At 42.4% G+C, this 16,212-nt stretch carries 22 protein-coding genes; 3 read left to right on the top strand and 19 right to left on the bottom strand.

All coding sequences use genetic code 11. From position 1 onward, the window contains the following. Nucleotides 1-194: 194 nt before the first annotated feature. Nucleotides 195-593 (top strand): helix-turn-helix transcriptional regulator, encoded by a 399-nt coding sequence (locus ABFC84_08695; protein MEN6412828.1) that lies wholly within the window; start codon nt 195-197, stop codon nt 591-593. 1,236 nt (nt 594-1,829) lie between these two features. Here ABFC84_08695 and ABFC84_08690 read toward each other — a convergent pair. From ABFC84_08690 to radC, 8 genes are all read right to left on the bottom strand, one after another. Continuing rightward, nucleotides 1,830-2,441, bottom strand: a complete 612-nt coding sequence (locus ABFC84_08690; GenBank protein ID MEN6412827.1) for an ERF family protein — start codon at nt 2,439-2,441, stop codon at nt 1,830-1,832. Between the two features lie 15 nt (nt 2,442-2,456). Continuing rightward, nucleotides 2,457-3,263, bottom strand: coding sequence for a hypothetical protein (locus ABFC84_08685; protein ID MEN6412826.1), 807 nt, complete (start codon nt 3,261-3,263; stop codon nt 2,457-2,459). A 26-nt stretch (nt 3,264-3,289) separates the two neighbouring features. Beyond that, nucleotides 3,290-3,634 (bottom strand): hypothetical protein, encoded by a 345-nt coding sequence (locus ABFC84_08680; protein ID MEN6412825.1) that lies wholly within the window; start codon nt 3,632-3,634, stop codon nt 3,290-3,292. 18 nt (nt 3,635-3,652) lie between these two features. Beyond that, a complete protein-coding gene (locus ABFC84_08675; protein MEN6412824.1) occupies nt 3,653-4,762 on the bottom strand; it encodes a DUF932 domain-containing protein in 1,110 nt (369 codons plus the stop codon). A 133-nt stretch (nt 4,763-4,895) separates the two neighbouring features. Next, nucleotides 4,896-5,291 (bottom strand): hypothetical protein, encoded by a 396-nt coding sequence (locus ABFC84_08670; protein MEN6412823.1) that lies wholly within the window; start codon nt 5,289-5,291, stop codon nt 4,896-4,898. A 51-nt stretch (nt 5,292-5,342) separates the two neighbouring features. Then, nucleotides 5,343-5,669 (bottom strand): hypothetical protein, encoded by a 327-nt coding sequence (locus ABFC84_08665; GenBank protein ID MEN6412822.1) that lies wholly within the window; start codon nt 5,667-5,669, stop codon nt 5,343-5,345. Nucleotides 5,670-5,878: 209 nt separating this feature from the next. Then, on the bottom strand, nt 5,879-6,139 hold the full coding sequence (locus ABFC84_08660; protein MEN6412821.1) for a helix-turn-helix transcriptional regulator: 261 nt from the start codon (nt 6,137-6,139) through the stop codon (nt 5,879-5,881). Nucleotides 6,140-6,333: 194 nt separating this feature from the next. Next, nucleotides 6,334-6,960 (bottom strand): DNA repair protein RadC, encoded by a 627-nt coding sequence (radC, locus tag ABFC84_08655; protein ID MEN6412820.1) that lies wholly within the window; start codon nt 6,958-6,960, stop codon nt 6,334-6,336. Nucleotides 6,961-7,210: 250 nt separating this feature from the next. Here radC and ABFC84_08650 point away from each other — a divergent pair, with 250 nt between their 5' ends. Together ABFC84_08650 and ABFC84_08645 are read left to right on the top strand one after the other, a co-directional pair. Further along, nucleotides 7,211-7,390, top strand: a complete 180-nt coding sequence (locus ABFC84_08650; GenBank protein ID MEN6412819.1) for a helix-turn-helix domain-containing protein — start codon at nt 7,211-7,213, stop codon at nt 7,388-7,390. Nucleotides 7,391-7,506: 116 nt separating this feature from the next. Further along, nucleotides 7,507-7,695 carry a helix-turn-helix domain-containing protein gene (locus tag ABFC84_08645; GenBank protein ID MEN6412818.1) on the top strand — a complete coding sequence of 63 codons (189 nt, stop codon included), beginning with the start codon at nt 7,507-7,509 and terminating at the stop codon, nt 7,693-7,695. Nucleotides 7,696-7,797: 102 nt separating this feature from the next. Here ABFC84_08645 and ABFC84_08640 read toward each other — a convergent pair whose 3' ends face one another. The 11 genes from ABFC84_08640 to arsB form a co-directional block, all read right to left on the bottom strand. Then, the gene (locus ABFC84_08640; protein ID MEN6412817.1) at nt 7,798-8,019 is read right to left on the bottom strand and encodes a hypothetical protein; all 222 of its coding nucleotides are present in this window, start codon (nt 8,017-8,019) and stop codon (nt 7,798-7,800) included. Between the two features lie 23 nt (nt 8,020-8,042). Next, nucleotides 8,043-8,408 carry a putative zinc-binding protein gene (locus ABFC84_08635; GenBank protein ID MEN6412816.1) on the bottom strand — a complete coding sequence of 122 codons (366 nt, stop codon included), beginning with the start codon at nt 8,406-8,408 and terminating at the stop codon, nt 8,043-8,045. 86 nt (nt 8,409-8,494) lie between these two features. Then, the gene (locus tag ABFC84_08630; GenBank protein MEN6412815.1) at nt 8,495-9,025 is read right to left on the bottom strand and encodes a putative zinc-binding protein; all 531 of its coding nucleotides are present in this window, start codon (nt 9,023-9,025) and stop codon (nt 8,495-8,497) included. A 398-nt stretch (nt 9,026-9,423) separates the two neighbouring features. Beyond that, entirely contained in the window at nt 9,424-9,690 is a 267-nt protein-coding gene (locus tag ABFC84_08625) for a carboxymuconolactone decarboxylase family protein (GenBank protein MEN6412814.1), read from the bottom strand. Between the two features lie 67 nt (nt 9,691-9,757). Further along, complete coding sequence (locus tag ABFC84_08620) at nt 9,758-10,375, bottom strand: sigma-70 family RNA polymerase sigma factor (GenBank protein MEN6412813.1); 618 nt, start codon at nt 10,373-10,375, stop codon at nt 9,758-9,760. Between the two features lie 17 nt (nt 10,376-10,392). After that, nucleotides 10,393-11,658, bottom strand: a complete 1,266-nt coding sequence (gene arsN2, locus ABFC84_08615; GenBank protein ID MEN6412812.1) for an arsenic resistance N-acetyltransferase ArsN2 — start codon at nt 11,656-11,658, stop codon at nt 10,393-10,395. Between the two features lie 178 nt (nt 11,659-11,836). Continuing rightward, the gene (locus ABFC84_08610) at nt 11,837-12,166 is read right to left on the bottom strand and encodes a metalloregulator ArsR/SmtB family transcription factor (protein ID MEN6412811.1); all 330 of its coding nucleotides are present in this window, start codon (nt 12,164-12,166) and stop codon (nt 11,837-11,839) included. Nucleotides 12,167-12,425: 259 nt separating this feature from the next. Continuing rightward, a complete protein-coding gene (locus ABFC84_08605) occupies nt 12,426-13,418 on the bottom strand; it encodes an ABC transporter substrate-binding protein (GenBank protein MEN6412810.1) in 993 nt (330 codons plus the stop codon). 36 nt (nt 13,419-13,454) lie between these two features. Beyond that, nucleotides 13,455-14,567 (bottom strand): (Fe-S)-binding protein, encoded by a 1,113-nt coding sequence (locus ABFC84_08600; GenBank protein ID MEN6412809.1) that lies wholly within the window; start codon nt 14,565-14,567, stop codon nt 13,455-13,457. A gap of 133 nt (nt 14,568-14,700) precedes the next feature. After that, on the bottom strand, nt 14,701-15,126 hold the full coding sequence (locus ABFC84_08595) for an arsenate reductase ArsC (GenBank protein MEN6412808.1): 426 nt from the start codon (nt 15,124-15,126) through the stop codon (nt 14,701-14,703). Then, a complete protein-coding gene (gene arsB, locus ABFC84_08590) occupies nt 15,123-16,202 on the bottom strand; it encodes an ACR3 family arsenite efflux transporter (protein ID MEN6412807.1) in 1,080 nt (359 codons plus the stop codon). The genes ABFC84_08595 and arsB overlap by 4 nt, the downstream gene beginning before the upstream one ends. Between the last annotated feature and the right edge of the window lie 10 nt (nt 16,203-16,212).

Below are 16,212 nucleotides of genomic sequence, written 5' to 3'. Positions count from 1 at the left end.
TCATGCCTTAGCGGAAAGAAATATAAATATCAGGAAATACCACTTTATTCACCACCCTCCGCCGCGTGCGTTAAACGCGGTTATTTTTGGGAATAATATGTGTACAAGTTCACTGCACAAATTCATTTTACATTAAAATTAATGTATAGTCAATTATTTTAAATTAAATTTAATGTAGCAAAGCGGGTGAGGCTATGCATTTAAATGACGAAACACAAGAAATTGTAAATAGATTGAAAGAGCTGCGAGCAAGAACGGGTCTCTCTCAGGCTAAATTTGCACAGCTAATCGGTGTTTCTTCCGGCAATGTGAGCAATTGGGAAAATGGTTCATTGCCCGGTGCTCTTGCACTAAAAAATATTGCTCAGAAATTAATGTGCTCTGTTGATTGGATATTAACAGGGGTCGAGTCATCACAGCAAATACAAAAAGTCGAGGCCATATTTGACCCCGACTTAAAAGAGATGTTCGATGTTCTAACTGAACTTATGCAGAGTGGCGATGCCGATCTGCGTGGCTGGGCTAAAATTCAATTTCAAAACGCTTTTAAAGAACATTGTGCTACGCTGACGGAAAAAAAACTTCACGCATGATTCCGCTGGTAGCAGCATAAATTGGCGAGAGGTTGCCGCCCGCCTGGGAATTATCATCATTAAATGTTTTTATATATTGCTGCGGCAATACATGACCATCTCGCTTTCTATATCAGATTCTTTTTTATTGTAATGCTAAATTCAAATCATTTTCAAAGATTTTTATTTATCGTTGTATAATGCGTATATTAATACGGATTTTTTGTTATATTTATTAATATGGCATGTCTTAAAAAGTTCCTTACCTTTCCGTGGCCTAAACTGCTTTAAAACCTTATGTTATAAGCGGTTGTGGCTTTTTTTATTTTAGTTCCTTTCTAGTTCCTTAGTTACATGACGTCAAAGGTTAAATTTCGGCCAAAAATAGACGCCTTTAAATGCTTTTAAATCAGTATTTAAGGGAGTTTAAAGGCTGTCTATAACATGTCCTTTAATCGCGGACAAAATTGTCTCAAATGTTTTTTATCCTTGTTTTTTTCCCAAACTACTTGCGGACGGCGGCGCGCGTAAAAAATCCCGGTGGCCCGCATGAAATCAGGCATAACCGGGTACGTGCAAAGAAGTGCAGTTTTCCAGAACTACTTGCGGGTTTATAGCACCACCCGTAAAACGGGTGGCTTGATCGACCCCCTTGTAGCTATAGCTAACGAATCAACTAGTAGTTATTTACTCGGAAAACAAAATCTTTGTAAGTAATATCCAGAAGGTTTCTATATCTAGGTAGTAAACCGGTGTTTTCTTACGTCAAGGTATAACTTTTTCAGTTCTCACCCGCATAGCGGGTGGTTTAAGCAGATTAAGTAGAATTACACATTTTAAAATCGATCATCGTAACTATACGGCACTTGTTATTGAAGTTTTGCATTCGAATAAATGTCCATTTTACGCCAAACAGGCTAATAATGGTAGGTTTGAAAGCCAATATGCATTAGTTATCAAAACCAAAATTGGCTTTAAATACAGAAACTTTAATATATATCCCCAACTTCCCCAATATTGGATCATACCCTATAAGCCAGAACATTAAATTTATGGGGAAACTGGGGAAACAAGCAAATAATTAGCCATTTGGTTTATAAATGTAATAGATGATAATAGTTTGAAAGCGTCGCCATCTGGAAATCATAGCTCTCAAATATATAATACAGTTTTTGTTAACAAAAACCTTTGTAGATTCGCTCTGCTCAAAGCATAAAAAATAACCCTAATCAACTAAATTAGAGTTATTTTAAAGCTTCATGCCACGTTATGCTGCTGTTGTTGGCACTTCATACATAACGGTCTCCCATACTTTCCTGCCGAATATGTCCTAACTTTTTCGGAAATCTCAACTCCGCAGTCCGCACATACCGTGGCTTTAGAAGTATTACGGGTTTGCTTAACATTCTTTTTACCGGCAGTATCCATATTCGGTTGTTCTTCCATTGCTTCATCAGTTTGAGTATCAGCCTCCGGGTCGTCGCCTGTTTGGATAGCCATCGACAACAAATAGCTGTACTTAATCGCTGCCGTTTCGGCCTTCATGACAGCCTTATCGCCGATATCCTGACCGGAGCCCAACCCGGCAATCGTCACGGTTTCACCGCTTTCCGCATCTACAAGCAGAATACTGATTTTTACCGTTGCCAGGTGCTCTGTATTTCCTTTTGCCGTGGTTACATCGGTCATACTGATGACCTCCGGTGATGCAATGGAGCAAATATTATACTTCGTCAAAGCCGCATTGATTTTTTGTAATACGTCGGCACTGGTCGCATAGGAATAGCCATGGTATTCATTGTTGCCATTCTTCGCTACATATGCCACTTCGTGCATTACTTTTACCAATTTTGCCGCCAATTTCTGCATGATAATACGCCTCCTTCAGCTTGCCGATTTTTGGTGTTTCTGTTGTATTACATGTCCGTAAGGGCAATATCCGGCCACTACGCAGTAATCCAAACATTTCCTGTCATGCCAGCGTTCTCTGGGCTTACAAATCTCCGGCAGTTCTTTATTGGCTAAAGCGTGCTGCAGGCTATTTGCTTTAGCGGTGAAATAGCGTTTCAGCCAATGATCGGATAGCTTATAAATGGGAATAAGGTAGATGGTTTTATCAATTCCTCTCTCCGAAGCAATTCTGAGACTGTTATCCCGGCACATGGCCTGTATGACCATGCGTTTTACCGTAAAATTTTCCGATTCCAGCAAAAGACGGTAGGCATTCAGCTGCATGGCCCAATCCATGATGTGTCTTACACCGTCGTAGCGGAACTCTTTTCTGGTTTTAGGCAAACCTTTTTTCAATCCGGTTTTATAGACTTCACCCGTCGCTACATCGACTTTATAAATGCCGAGCGCCTTCATGAGCTTGTAGGAGCTGGTATTTTTAAGATCTCCCAATACTCCTTCTTCTTCATCCATAATCTTGCCATATAAGTCAAAGGAACCGCTTTTCACTCCGTCATACAGCCGGATTTCTGACAAAATATCTCCTTCGGTATGATTTTCATTAATTTTGTGCACGGCCTGCCCATGCAAAGCATACAAGACATCCTGGGGGTTCACAGCATAGTCCACTGTTTTCTTAAGATAGGTTTCCCTTGAACCGGCAATAAGCTCCGTAACCGTCGGTTCCTTAATCCCTCTGTTTAAGGATTTAGCTACCGCCCTTAAGGTCGGTAGGAACATACATCGTTGCTTTCTGGGGCAAGCGGTCAGGCACTCTTTGATAGGGATGGTTCTGCCGTCGGGGCAGGTAAAATATTGGGCCGGCATCTTTGCTCCTCTCCTTCCTGCTGATTTTCTTTTTCGATAGGTAATACAAAATGAACGGCCATATCTCCCAAGATAAAACCGCACTTTGGAGCCAGTACTTCGGTTAACGATGCCTGACTCGTCATGGCGGACAATCCCTCCGCCAGTGTTTTGGCCTGGAGATAGCTAAAGGTAATTTGTAGATTGGTCCTATTTTCATCTTTGAGTTCTATGGCTACACAATCTTGTTGCTGTCGGATTTCAGCCGCGATATGGGTGTAAGCAAAACAATGGGACAGAAACATTTGATCATTCTTCCTTTCTTATGCCATTTCCAGCCGTTTGGCCAGATGGGTCACATTTCTCATTACCGGCTCACGGGACGGAGCGGACAGCATCCTTTGTAGTGGTAGTGCCAGCAGTTCTCCGCCAAGCCTCTCCAACTCTGTTGCCCGGTTATAGTCCGCTTCGTCCTGGGAACTGCGGGTAACCGCATTAATCAGTCCATACCGGCTGCTGTCCCGGCCCATCAGAAAATACCGCAGGATACTGCCTTGCTCGCTTTGCGATAAAATGTACTTGTCCGCCAGCAGTTCTACGGTCTTAATAGGGTCCGGTCCGGTGGGTTCGTTGGCAGCAGTTCTCAGCTTCTCGACCGACAGGTTGAATTTTGCCTCGTCCACCGCTGCGCGAACCGTATCTTGTATTTTCATAAAGAAAGCTTTGTCATCGGCCCGTAAGGTTTCTTCGGAATACAGTTCATACGCCGGATCGTCGGTCTCTACCTGCTTGCCGACGTGATAGCGTTTTTGGGTAAAGTCTTTTACAATCAGTCCGTTTTTGCACACTAAACGGAACACCAAAGGTTCGACTTTCAAACTACCTAAACCCACTTCACTGTTACTAATCACGATCCCAGCCTGCACTTGATCCCCAACCGCCACTTCGGCCTTAAGCTTTTTATTGAGGACTTTCAGATATAAATGGGTCTCTGTTACGTCGCAGGAAATCACTTCCGCCCCTTTCATTTCCTGAATGACCGGCAGTACCGCGCCGCAAAGCTCCAGATGATCCAGCCGCCGGTACCGGTCGGATAAGAACGCTCTGACGTTGTTATCCAGCGTCCGAATCATTCTTTTTTCCGGTGCCTTCATAAACCAGCTATTGATGTTGTCGTCCAATAGGGACGGGTATTCTTCCCGCATTTTTTGATAGTACCGGTATGGGATTTGCAGCCGGGAAGCAATCTGCTGATGGGCCAGTTCATTGAGTACAAACTTTTCCATTGCATTATCCAGGCTGATGGATAACACCGTATTCCTGCCGGTTGTCTCGACTTCCAGATTGCGGGTATCGGCAATATAGTCTTTCCGGGCTTTTCTCTGCCGGTCCAGTTCGGTTCCCAGTTCCAGTAACGTTCTACCTTGTTTCATTTTCTTCTCTCCTCTGCCTCTTGATTTTAAAATTGGCACAAAAAAGCACTGACCCCTTAAGTCAGTGCAAAGCTATGTATAGTTTCTCTAGAAACATACTTGGTCCATCAAGCTTTAATCCTTACTTTTTATATTACCTGTCTTTAGATAAACAATCATAAAGGGTAAGCCAACTTTTAGATGTATTCATATATGCATAAATTCTAGCGTAATATTTCCCTTGATCAGGATAATAGGTTACATTCGCATATGCCCTTGTACCTTTATAATCAAAATAAATTATGCTATTACCGTCAGGATCTGTATAACCTTTCCCGTTGACAATATTGCATTCGGAGCCGTCATTGCTCCTCCATACCAGATATCTTGGTTGAGGGTTTGTATGGGAAGGAGATTCATCCGTCCATGCTCCTTGCAGAATTTGATAGGCTTCATCGTAGTCAAAATGCTGAGCATTTGCTGGCTGGGCATTCCCGAAAGTAAATACCAAACATACTGCGGCCAGCACAGTTAATATATACTTTTTCATATATTCTCCCAGCAGTTAAAGGCCGTTCTGCCGCTTGACCTAATATAGAGTCTACTTTTTACCCTCCGCCTTCTCGCTGGTCGGGTTCGACCGTTGATTTCCAAACAGCAGCAATACAACTAAAATCACGGCACCACCGGCAAACCATTTCCAGTGTGTCAGGAAGAATTGTATGCACCAAGACAGGGCATACATCGCAAAGGTCACGAGTATCGCCCCTACAATACCGAAGGTGATAAAGACACCCAGACAGCCTTTTGCTTCTCCTTCCGGTCCCGTTGAAATGATTGTATGGCTGTTCATATACCAAACCGTTCCGGCAATGGCAATGATGGGGACGAAAATGATATAGGCATAGTTGATGATTACATCTAACACAAATTTTCCTCCTATCCTAAAAGAAATTCTGAATCGGTGCTAATAAAACGGCAAGAACCGCCCTGACAATCACCTTACCGGATTGGCTCACATCTTTTCCTTTTAAAATAGCTCAACTCCCTATGTATGGGGTCCGGTTACTTTACGGGCAATTGATTGGTAAAGAAAATAGATACTGCCGCATGTAGCCGGCAATGGTAAAATCGTTTTTATCCCCCTGCTTCCTTGGAGTTTGGCACTGCTCTAAACTTGAAAAGGTCTGCCAGCTCAATATGTAAAACATCGGCGATGGTGATGAGTACTGGCAATGAAACCGCATTTTTTACCAACCCACGCTCGATTTGACTTACATAGCACGGCGATATATGAACTTTTTCCGCCAGCTGCAGCTGGGTCAGTTTCCTGTATCGCCTGTAATAATTGATGTTCAATCCGACCTGACGTAATTTATCCCGGTATTCTAGTTCCATGTACTCACCCCGCTCTCTACCTAAATTATCGCATATCCCGATTTTTCCGGCTTTAGAGAATAGTTATTAAACTTTAACTGTCCGTTACAATCCGCAATTTCAGGCTGTTTATTTTCGTACGATAATGCCCGGTCTGTGGATGATTTTCACGCCAACGCAGGAAAATGGCAGCTAAGCTTTTTCGCCTTCCTGCCTCAACAGGAATCCATATAGCCGCCTTCTTTAAAGCTGAAATACCCGTTTTTACCGATGATGATGTGGTCGATGACCGGGATGTTTAGTATCTTCCCCGCCCGTACTAACCGCTTTGTTACTTCTTTGTCTTCTTGGCTGGGAGACGGTTCACCGCTGGGATGATTGTGCAGAACGATGATATTAGTCGCCATATTCTGTACTGCTGCATGAAATACTTCCCTTGCGGATACCAGGGAGGAGTTGACGGTACCGATGAAAACACATTTTTGCGCCAATATCTTATTTTTTGTGTCCAACAGTAAAACACGGAATTCTTCCTGCCGTAAGTCCTGCATGTCGAAGCAGTAGTCTGCTGCATCCTGGGGTTTGCTGACTCTTTGGATCTGCTTTTTCCGTTCCTGCTCCATCCGCTGGATCACCGCTTTAATGCAGGCAAGCTTTCTGAGCTTGGCCTTGCCGATACCGGTAATACCGACCAACTGCTGTTCCGACGTATGCTTCAGAATATTGTAGATACTGGCATATTCCGCAATGAGCTGTTTGGCAGCAGCCGGGGTTACAAATTCACTTAATAAGGTTTCCTCCGACAGACATTCCAATGGCGTTTCCTCTTTGTCAATAGGCATAGCAGTATTCCTCCTCGAAACAGGAAAAGCACTGACCGCAAAAGTCAGTGCTTTTCTATGTTCCTTTAGTATGTTCCTTTGCAAGGGTTTATGGGACCTCCATAAAACCTGCCAGTGTCAATTTTATAATATATAATTGTATTTTTTTAACCTGTCATGCAACTGAATTTTGACGAAGTCAACGCTGCTAACACATTCCGCGCTTTATTAAGCTAACATAATGATAAAAAAGATGAGGAGGTGAAGCCCAATGCAAATTGAAAAACTGGCTCTGCATGTATCCGACGCCGCAAGTCTGCTTAGTGTCAGTTCGCAAAGGATTTATCAAATGATTCATAATAACGAACTGGATGCTTATAAGGCGGGAAAAGCGTGGAAAATACCAGTAGAAGCTCTCGAAGCTTATATGAAATCAAGATTAACCAAATAAAGGTGTCTTTGTTTATCTTCCATTATTACTATTTTAGCATTCCTATTTTAATCAATACATTTTCTCTTTATTACTACGAGAACATATTATTAAAAAATAGTTAAAGGGGCAATGTAATGATGTTTGAGCAATATGACGACGTGGTCAACGTGGAAGGACTATGCGAAATGCTATCCATCGGAAAAAATGCTGCTTATAGTTTATTATCATCGGGTCAGGTGAAAGCATTTCGCTATAACCGGGTTTGGAAGATTCCTAAACAGGGTGTTATTGAGTATGTTTTAAGTCAAAGCAATCTTGCGTAAATATAGGGCTTGGCAATCGCCAAGTCCCTATATTTAATTTTGTATAAATTAATCTCCTCCAAAACCATCATTACAAAAAATTCTCCACAGACCAAAAATCAATCATAAACACTGTTGAATTTTGACAACCGAACACTCTAAAAATTTTTTTACCTCATTATTTTTATCCTTTTGTACACACACTATATCTTCTATTCTTGCAAAACGGTAACCGCAATCTGCTAAAATATCCGTTAAATTTCTGCTCGTCCTGTGCTGTTGACGGATATAGGTATGTAAAGAAGGATACTTTTCCAATAGTTCCTGAAAAGTAATTTCTTCCATATGAAAAACACTCCCTGCATTTTTTAATCAGCAATGATTCGATTATATAACTCATTAATCAGCGATTCAGATATCTGTACTTTCCCATTTGGAATTCCCATTTTAGTGAGAGTATACACCTTAGGTTCTACATCAATCTTTTTAATCATCTTACTGGCGCAGGCAGTTGGGCAGCCATCAATGCAAACTACCTCCGCCGCTGCTTTAGTTTTGTCAACATAAGCCCGAATACCCGCTCCAATACTCGCAAGGCAGCTACAAGAGGAACGGGCATATCCATTTTTTCTAAGTTTGCGGCCTAATAGATCGGTTATCTGCCCCAAATCACAAGCGCCTGAACAGGTATATAAAACCCTTCCGTTTTCTTCTGCATTATTACAACACCCCATCGTAAGTCTCCTATTTAAAAAATTTGAATAGCTCCGTAAATCACCAAAACGTTAATAAAGATCAGCATGAAACTGATAAATTAAATTTATTTGCCAGAAGAACAGCTACAACAACCTACATCAAGCTGCGACTCATCAATCTGTGCACCTTGAAATTTTGTCTGCTGAACATAATCTGCGACCCTCTTCGCATATTGCTCTAGTTCTGACCTGGGTATATCGAAGATTTCAAAATACTTTTCACGATTAAAACTGTATAATCGAATTGCCTCCACAACGACAGGATCAAAATCTGGAATACGCGTTTTCATTATCTGTGTACCACAGTGTAGAAAACAGCCTTCAATTATAATGGTTTCAGGAGCCTGTTTCACCAGTTCCACAAAACCGGAATCGCCGGTTACAGCATCCCCCAGGCATATTCGTACAGCAGAATCCCGTTCCAACTGATACGCCAATATATTAGCGGCAACACGGGCGACTTCACCTTTAATACAACCACCTTCACAGGCCAGGATGGCTTTTCGAGGTGGGCCTGCCAATATTTTTTCTACATACCTTGCCCCTTCTGGACAAATCCGTGCTTCACTACCTTTTTGTCCACATCCGGTTGACATGTCATTTCCTCCCCTGTGTTATTTCAAACCCCCAATAAGTAACATAACTACCAGATCTCACTAATCTTATTTTTTTTTAATTTCTTCTAACTCTTTGCGAAGTCTGGATACCTCGTCGGCCAGACCCGACGTCTCTTGATTGCAGCAATTAGCGAATCGCCATCTGCGCCTAAACCCACAGACCATAAACATACCTAGAAAAAACAATATCGGTAGGATACACAAAAACCACGGAAAGCCTGAATTGGCCCCCCAATAAGGAAAGCATCCCATCCTCTTCACCCCTCTGTTACGCGTAGGCACATATAGCAAATGAAAAAGCCAACATGCTATATGTGCCTACGATGAATTTTCTATTCGGCGATCGATACCTCAGTCTGTGAATAAAATGTAGTGAATCAGCATAAACAACCGCACCCACATCCTTTGCTGGCTGGTGGTTGCACTGAGGAACTCTTATCAAAGAAAGTCGCAATATATTCGTCCATTTTATATGCCGCACCTTTCTTCACTGCCTGCCCCACCTCGATTGCTTCTTGAATCTCCTGCTCGCTCACTCCATTTTCTTTGGCCTTAGCAATATAATATTGCAAACATGGCTGGCAGTTTACACCGACCGATACTCCAATAGAAATCAACGCTGTGATCCGCCCATCCAAACTCATAATTATCTCACCTCCTTCTACATCTATAGACGAAGGTGAGGACAAAAAAGATACACTTGCTAATCTTCTATTTCTTATTTTTTACCGGTACTTTAGGATCGCAGATAAATTCATTACGTTCATCCCAGGAAAATTGGCAATAATTCAACAGTTCCTTTTTCAGCCTTGCCTTTCCGCGATGGAGGCGTACTTTTACCATGTCCAGGCTTATTTCCAATATCTCAGCAATTTCTTTATTTTTTAGTCCTTCTAGTTCACTTAGAATAACAACTACCCGGTAATTATCGGGAAGATTTTCTATAACACCCCGAATACAATCGTTCATCTCCTTGTGAACCACTTGCTCTTCCATTGAGCAAGGTTGACACGATACTCCAGCCCCGTTTCCCGCATCTTCAGTATGATTCACTTTATTTAGACAGCTATTTGGCTGCTTTCCGACCAGTTCTCGCCGATAAGAAGGATTTCTCATTCGATCAATTGCCGCATTGGTAGCGATGCGATAAATCCATGTAGACATTTGGGATTCTTTGCGGTAAGTGTTTAGCGCTTTGCCGACTTTAATAAAAACTTCCTGTGTTAAATCTTCCGCTTCTTTAGGACCAATCATCCGCGTCAAATAGCGATGAATTTTAGGCTGAAACTCCTCATAAACCTGCTCAAATTCATATCCATGATCGAACACTTGGCACCCTCCCTCTTTTATACTTTCAAATGCATGCATGTACTTGAAGCTGGACAGGCATCACCAAGTGCAGAAGTTGTTAACACATTAGCCGGTATTTTACTGCGCTCAATCTTATTAAATCCATATCGAGCCAGATATTGGTCGGCTGTATTCGTTAATAAATAGATATCGGTAAATCCAGCCTCTCGTATTGCCTGTAAAGCATGGTTTATTAATTCATGGGCAACACCCGCTTTCCGGAATTTAGGCTTAATGGCCAGCGAGCGTAGCAGTGCCGCTGTTCCATAAGGCTCGAATCCGATTACCCCAATGAGTTCCTGATGATTATGGGCGATATAATAATTTTCGCAGGCAGAATCGACGCCCGCTGTCGGGAGGCCATTCTTACTTAACAGCGCGTGTATGTTCTCCCAATCTTCTTGTCCCGCCTGCCTGATTCTAAAATCTTTATCTACAACCAATTGCTTACTTGGCTTTTTGGCCCGGATAAACGCACTGACCAATGCCCCGTTCCATTCAACACGCTCCGCATCCGTAAATCCAGGAACAAGATTCTGCGCGGATGGTTCGGTTAAGTCGTACTTTCTGGTAATTTCAACTTCAATATCTTTAAAACCGGCTTTTGCTAATTTGGCTTTATACTCTTCGTCAAAAAGCGCTCCCGCAATGCAGCCGGCCCAAGCTAGTAAATTCTGCTTAATACCTTCTGACAATGGCTTTGTGGTTACAATATCAGATACCGCAACCCGGCCGCCAGGCTTTAGGACACGATAAATTTCCCGGAATACTTGATCTTTATCAACCGACAAATTAATTACACAGTTGGAAATCACCACATCAACTGCCGCTTCGGGTAAAGGCATTTCCTCGATGTGGCCTTTTAAAAATTCAGCATTGGTTACCCCCGCCTTTAGCTTATTGGCATTTGCCTCGGCAAGCATTTCGTCCGTCATATCCAGGCCATAAGCTTTCCCATAAGCTCCTACCCTTTTGGCGGAAAGCAAAACATCAAGTCCGGCACCGCTTCCTAAATCAAGTACGGTTTCGCCAGGGTGCAATTCCGCCAGTGCCGTCGGATTCCCACAGCCCAGCGAGGCATACACGGCTTCTGCCGGAATTTCTTTCACCTCATTGGCATCGTATAATCCTCCAGTGATCAGGTTGGCAGCCTTGCTGTCATTCGAGCCACAGCAACTTGAGCCACCACAACAGCCCTTTTTGGCAGTAATCGCTTTCGCATATTTTTGACGAACCAATTCACGTACTTCATTACCATCCATTTTTTTGCCTCCCTTGTTTTCTATCATAGTTAATGATTATCAACAAAAAACCTCGCCCCGTCTTACACTTCTAATGAAGATTACTTGAAATTATTTAAATATGAGATAGGGAAGGGACAAATGCCATTTAAAAAGGCGACTTTAAAATTTACTAATAATTTCACACTAGGCCTCCTTATCACTTTTTACAGATTTTCATTCTTTGATATTCACTGGACAAATCAGTAATATTTTTCATATCTTCCGTCATGAAAATAGCAAAGGCATTAATAAAGTCTTGAAAATCTTCGCAGCACACCGAATAGTAACTCCATTGCGCTTGCTTACGCTCTTTAACAGCTCCCACTTCCTTTAAAATTTTTAGATGCTGTGAAATACGAGGTTGATTCATGTCTAAAACTTTCATTAACTCACAAACGCACATCTCTCTTTCTACTAAAAGTCGTAGTATTTTTAGACGTGTAGGTTCACCAAGAGCTTTAAAAAACTTTGTGTATTTTTCTATCATAAAAGCACCTCTATAATTATTATATTCTTATATGCTTATATTATGATTATATTCTTTATACCAAGTTCTGTCAATAAAGATAAAGAGAACCTAGTACGTTAAGACTTATCAGTTACATGTTTTCCACATAATTCTTCTCTAAAAACATTTCCTATCAATGTTTTTATGCAACGAATATTACAAAATTATTATCGGTTTTATCAGTATAAAATAACAAGGCTACCAACCCATTGATGGTTAATAGCCTCATTTTCTATTCTTAATTGTCTAAACTTAAAAACATGTGCTGTAATAACTCATTGGGATCGGTGCTGGAATCCAGTATTCCTTGTTCGTGCATACTCTCCAAATGGAATAGGAGACTGCTTTGGGCCAGGGAAGGACTAGACTTGAATTGATAATCACTTAGGAGTTTCGTATTTAGCTCTATACTGCCACCGATATATTTTTTATTCACTGCCAGCTCTGCCGTTTCTTGCGGATGCTGGGCAATCCACTCACCGGCCTCCCGAATTGCAGCGGTAATTTTCTTGGCAATTTCCGGGTTCTTCTGTGCTACATCACCGTTAATGCCGACAAAGCAACAGAACTGATCATGATACTGTGGGTCATGGGTACTGCTAAAAATCAGTCGTGCACCTTTACCAACTGCGATTTCACCAAAAGGATCCCAGGTTGCAAAAGCTGCAATATCCCCCTTCTCTAAGGCTTGGGATAATTGAGGCGATGGATAGGCCCGCCACTCAACATCTTTTTTCGGATCTATCCCCAATTTACCAAGTTCTACTGATAATAGAACCATGGGAACCCCGCCGATTGCATCAACCCCTATTGTTTTACCTTTTAGATCTTGTAAGGAAGATATGCCGGAATCTTGCGCCGCAACGGCTTGAATGCAACCGGTATGTACTCCGTCCGTAATTTTGATATTCAAGCCTTGTTCAATTGGTTTTAATAAACCCGGTGACACCTGCACCGCATCGATCTTTCCGGTTGCGATTCCTTCTTTGAGCACGTCACCCGATACTTTAACCAATTCTACGTCAAGGCCCTGGTTCTTAAAAAAACCTTTTTCAAAGGCAACGTAAACCGGTGCTTCACAGGTGCCGCCGTAATATCCCACCTTAACTTTTGGGGACGCTGTATTTTGCTGAGCCTGGTTCGAAGTAGAATTTTGGGAACCACAGCCGGTTAACGCAAAGCTCAACATCAAAAAACTGCTGATCATGAATACTAATGTCTTTCTTCTCATCCTTTACCTCCTCATTTTTATTAAAAAATACCCTTCCTATCGCACCACCTCTTCAAAATATTTTTTTAGTTTGGGAAGATTCTTTGCGCTTTCTTCGAATGGTAATGGTGCTTTGGTTATTGCCGCCTCCCATTCCTCATTAAATAAAAGTTCCAGTAGATGAACGGCCCGGGCCCCCTGATTAAAAAAGTTAGCCCTACAGGTGGCGCAATAAACAATTAAATCCCGATGAACTTCTCGCAAGGTACGTTGAGCCACGGTTGCGCTATACTTGTCGTCCACGACGGAGGCCATTCCTCCCATCCCACAACACTGGGTTACATTCTTCGAATGCGCAATTTCTTCAATAGAGTAGCCAAGGTCGGTAATTATTTTTCGCACAGCTGCCTGCGTTAAGTGATCACCGCGGGATGAGCAGGCATCATGAATATTAAATATGTGGGATGCGCCGGAGCGTTTCGGAAAATCAAATTCTGCCAATACCTGATAAAGAGAAATAACACGAATATCTTGCGGCAGCTTGCTCTTTAACAATTTTACACACGAGCAGCAGGCAGCTATAATCGTTGTTGCTCCTACTTCCCTAACTCTCCGGACAATGTCGTTAAAAATATCCCCCGGGATTTTTTGCTCGCCGATCAGATGTGTCGGAGCTCCGCAGCAACCGGTCAAGATGCCGATACCGGGAATTTGCTTCTGTAAAAAGGAAAAAGTTCTTTTCACCAGGTGTGGTGAATTGAGTGGTAGGGAACATCCCGGAAAAAAGACCGTCCCTGCTCCCTTGAGGGTTGTTGATTCTTTCTGACAGCCGCGAAGAACCGTTTTCGTCTCCTCGGAAACATAAATTTTCTGAACGTCCAATAATGGTTTGTGAATTTCACTGACGCCGCCATGTCGAGCCACAAAATTCTGTCTCAACTCTAATGAAAGCTTTCCAATATTCAGGTTTACCGGGCACACCTCTTCACAAAGGCTACACATATTGCAAGTAAACACTGCCGGAATATTGTCCTTGAGTTCACCTGACTGAATTTTGTCAATCAAATCAACCGGCGATTTTTTACAATACCGACTAAGATATTCGCATTTTTTTACACAAGCTCCACACCGAAGGCATCGATCCGTTATCCGCTGGATTTGGTTACACATTTGCTCTCCCCCCAATTAGTTTTCAAAAAAAAAAGGCTAAAAAGCTCCCTTGTAGGAAGTTTTTTAGCCTTCAATTTATTTGATCAGCTAACGATTAACTTTATTTGGATTTTATCAAACATCACTCAAATTGTCAATTTGAACCAATCGGAATACTGCCATTTTCAATTCGCTTTTTTAAACCCAATACCTTTTCCCGAATAGCATCGGCAGTCTGAACAAACGCCGCTTTATCTTTTCCGGTGGGGTCTTCCAACCCCCAGTCTTCCTTGTATTGGCAGGGCAAGTACGGGCACGTAACATTACAGCCCATAGTGATCAGGATGTCAACCGGCGGAATTGCAGAAAGCAACTTCGAACTTTGTGTCTGGTTCATATCGATTCCAAATAATTCTTTAATTACCGCAACAGCATCTTGGTTAATCTGCGGCTTTGTCTCCGTTCCTGCCGAATATGCCTCAAAAACATCTGCGCTAAAAAGCTTTGCTATTGCTTCGGCCATCTGTGAACGGCATGCATTATGAACACATATAAAGGCAACTTTAATTTTCTCTGTCATCGGGATACCTCAGCTTTAGGCATCCCATTCTTATTGTAATATTTTTCTTTGAAAAAGAGGGCTGCATTAACCAATGCGATCATGACCGGCACTTCAACCAATGGGCCGATAACTGCGGTAAAAGCAACATCCGAGGCAATCCCAAATACCGCTACAGCAACAGCAATCGCCAGCTCAAAATTATTGCTGGCTGCTGTAAACGCCAAGGTAACGGTCTGCTCATATTGAAAGCCGCCGCGATACGACATATAAAAGCTGACAAAAAACATAATTCCAAAGTAAATTAACAACGGAATCGCAATTCTAACAACGTTGCCAGGGTTTTGGATGATTTGCTCCCCTTTGGTCGTAAACATGATGACAATCGTATATAGCAATGCAATCAGGGCTAACGGTGAGATTTTGGGGATAAAAACGGTCTCATACCAGTCTTTTGTTTTAGCCCTAATCAGGCCAAATCGTGTAATAAAACCGGCAGCAAAAGGAATCCCGAGATAAATTAATACGCTTTTCGCTACTTCCCACATGGATACCTCAACCACTTGCCCTCCCCAGGAGAGTCCCAGCCATTTGGGAACAAGGGTCACAAAGAGGTAGATGTATACGGTGTACAGCAGGATTTGAAATATGGAATTGAGCGCCACTAAGGCAGCACAATATTCATTGTCCCCTTTTGCAAGCGTATTCCACACAATCACCATGGCAATACAGCGAGCTAACCCGATGATGATGAGTCCGATAGCGAAGCCCGGCATATCTCCCAGCAGCAGCACCGCCAAGCCAAACATTAGAACAGGCCCAATGACCCAGTTCTGGATAAGCGAAAAAGTAAATACCTTTTTATTTTCTGCCACCTTACCAATCTCTTCATACTTCACCTTGGCAAGAGGCGGATACATCATAACAATAAGCCCGATGGCGATTGGCCAGGATATAGTGCCGGTACTGAACGCTGCCAGCGACTTTGCAAGCTCAGGGAATAAATACCCGCCTAAAACTCCAATAGCCATGGCGATAAAAATCCACAACGTCAAAAACCGATCTAAAAATGATAACCGGGCTTTTGTGTTATCCATAAAAATCGCC

The sequence above is a fragment of the Veillonellales bacterium genome (assembly GCA_039680175.1).
GTDB lineage: Bacteria > Bacillota > Negativicutes > JAAYSF01 > JAAYSF01 > JBDKTO01.
This window is presented reverse-complemented; position numbering and strand designations above follow the sequence as displayed.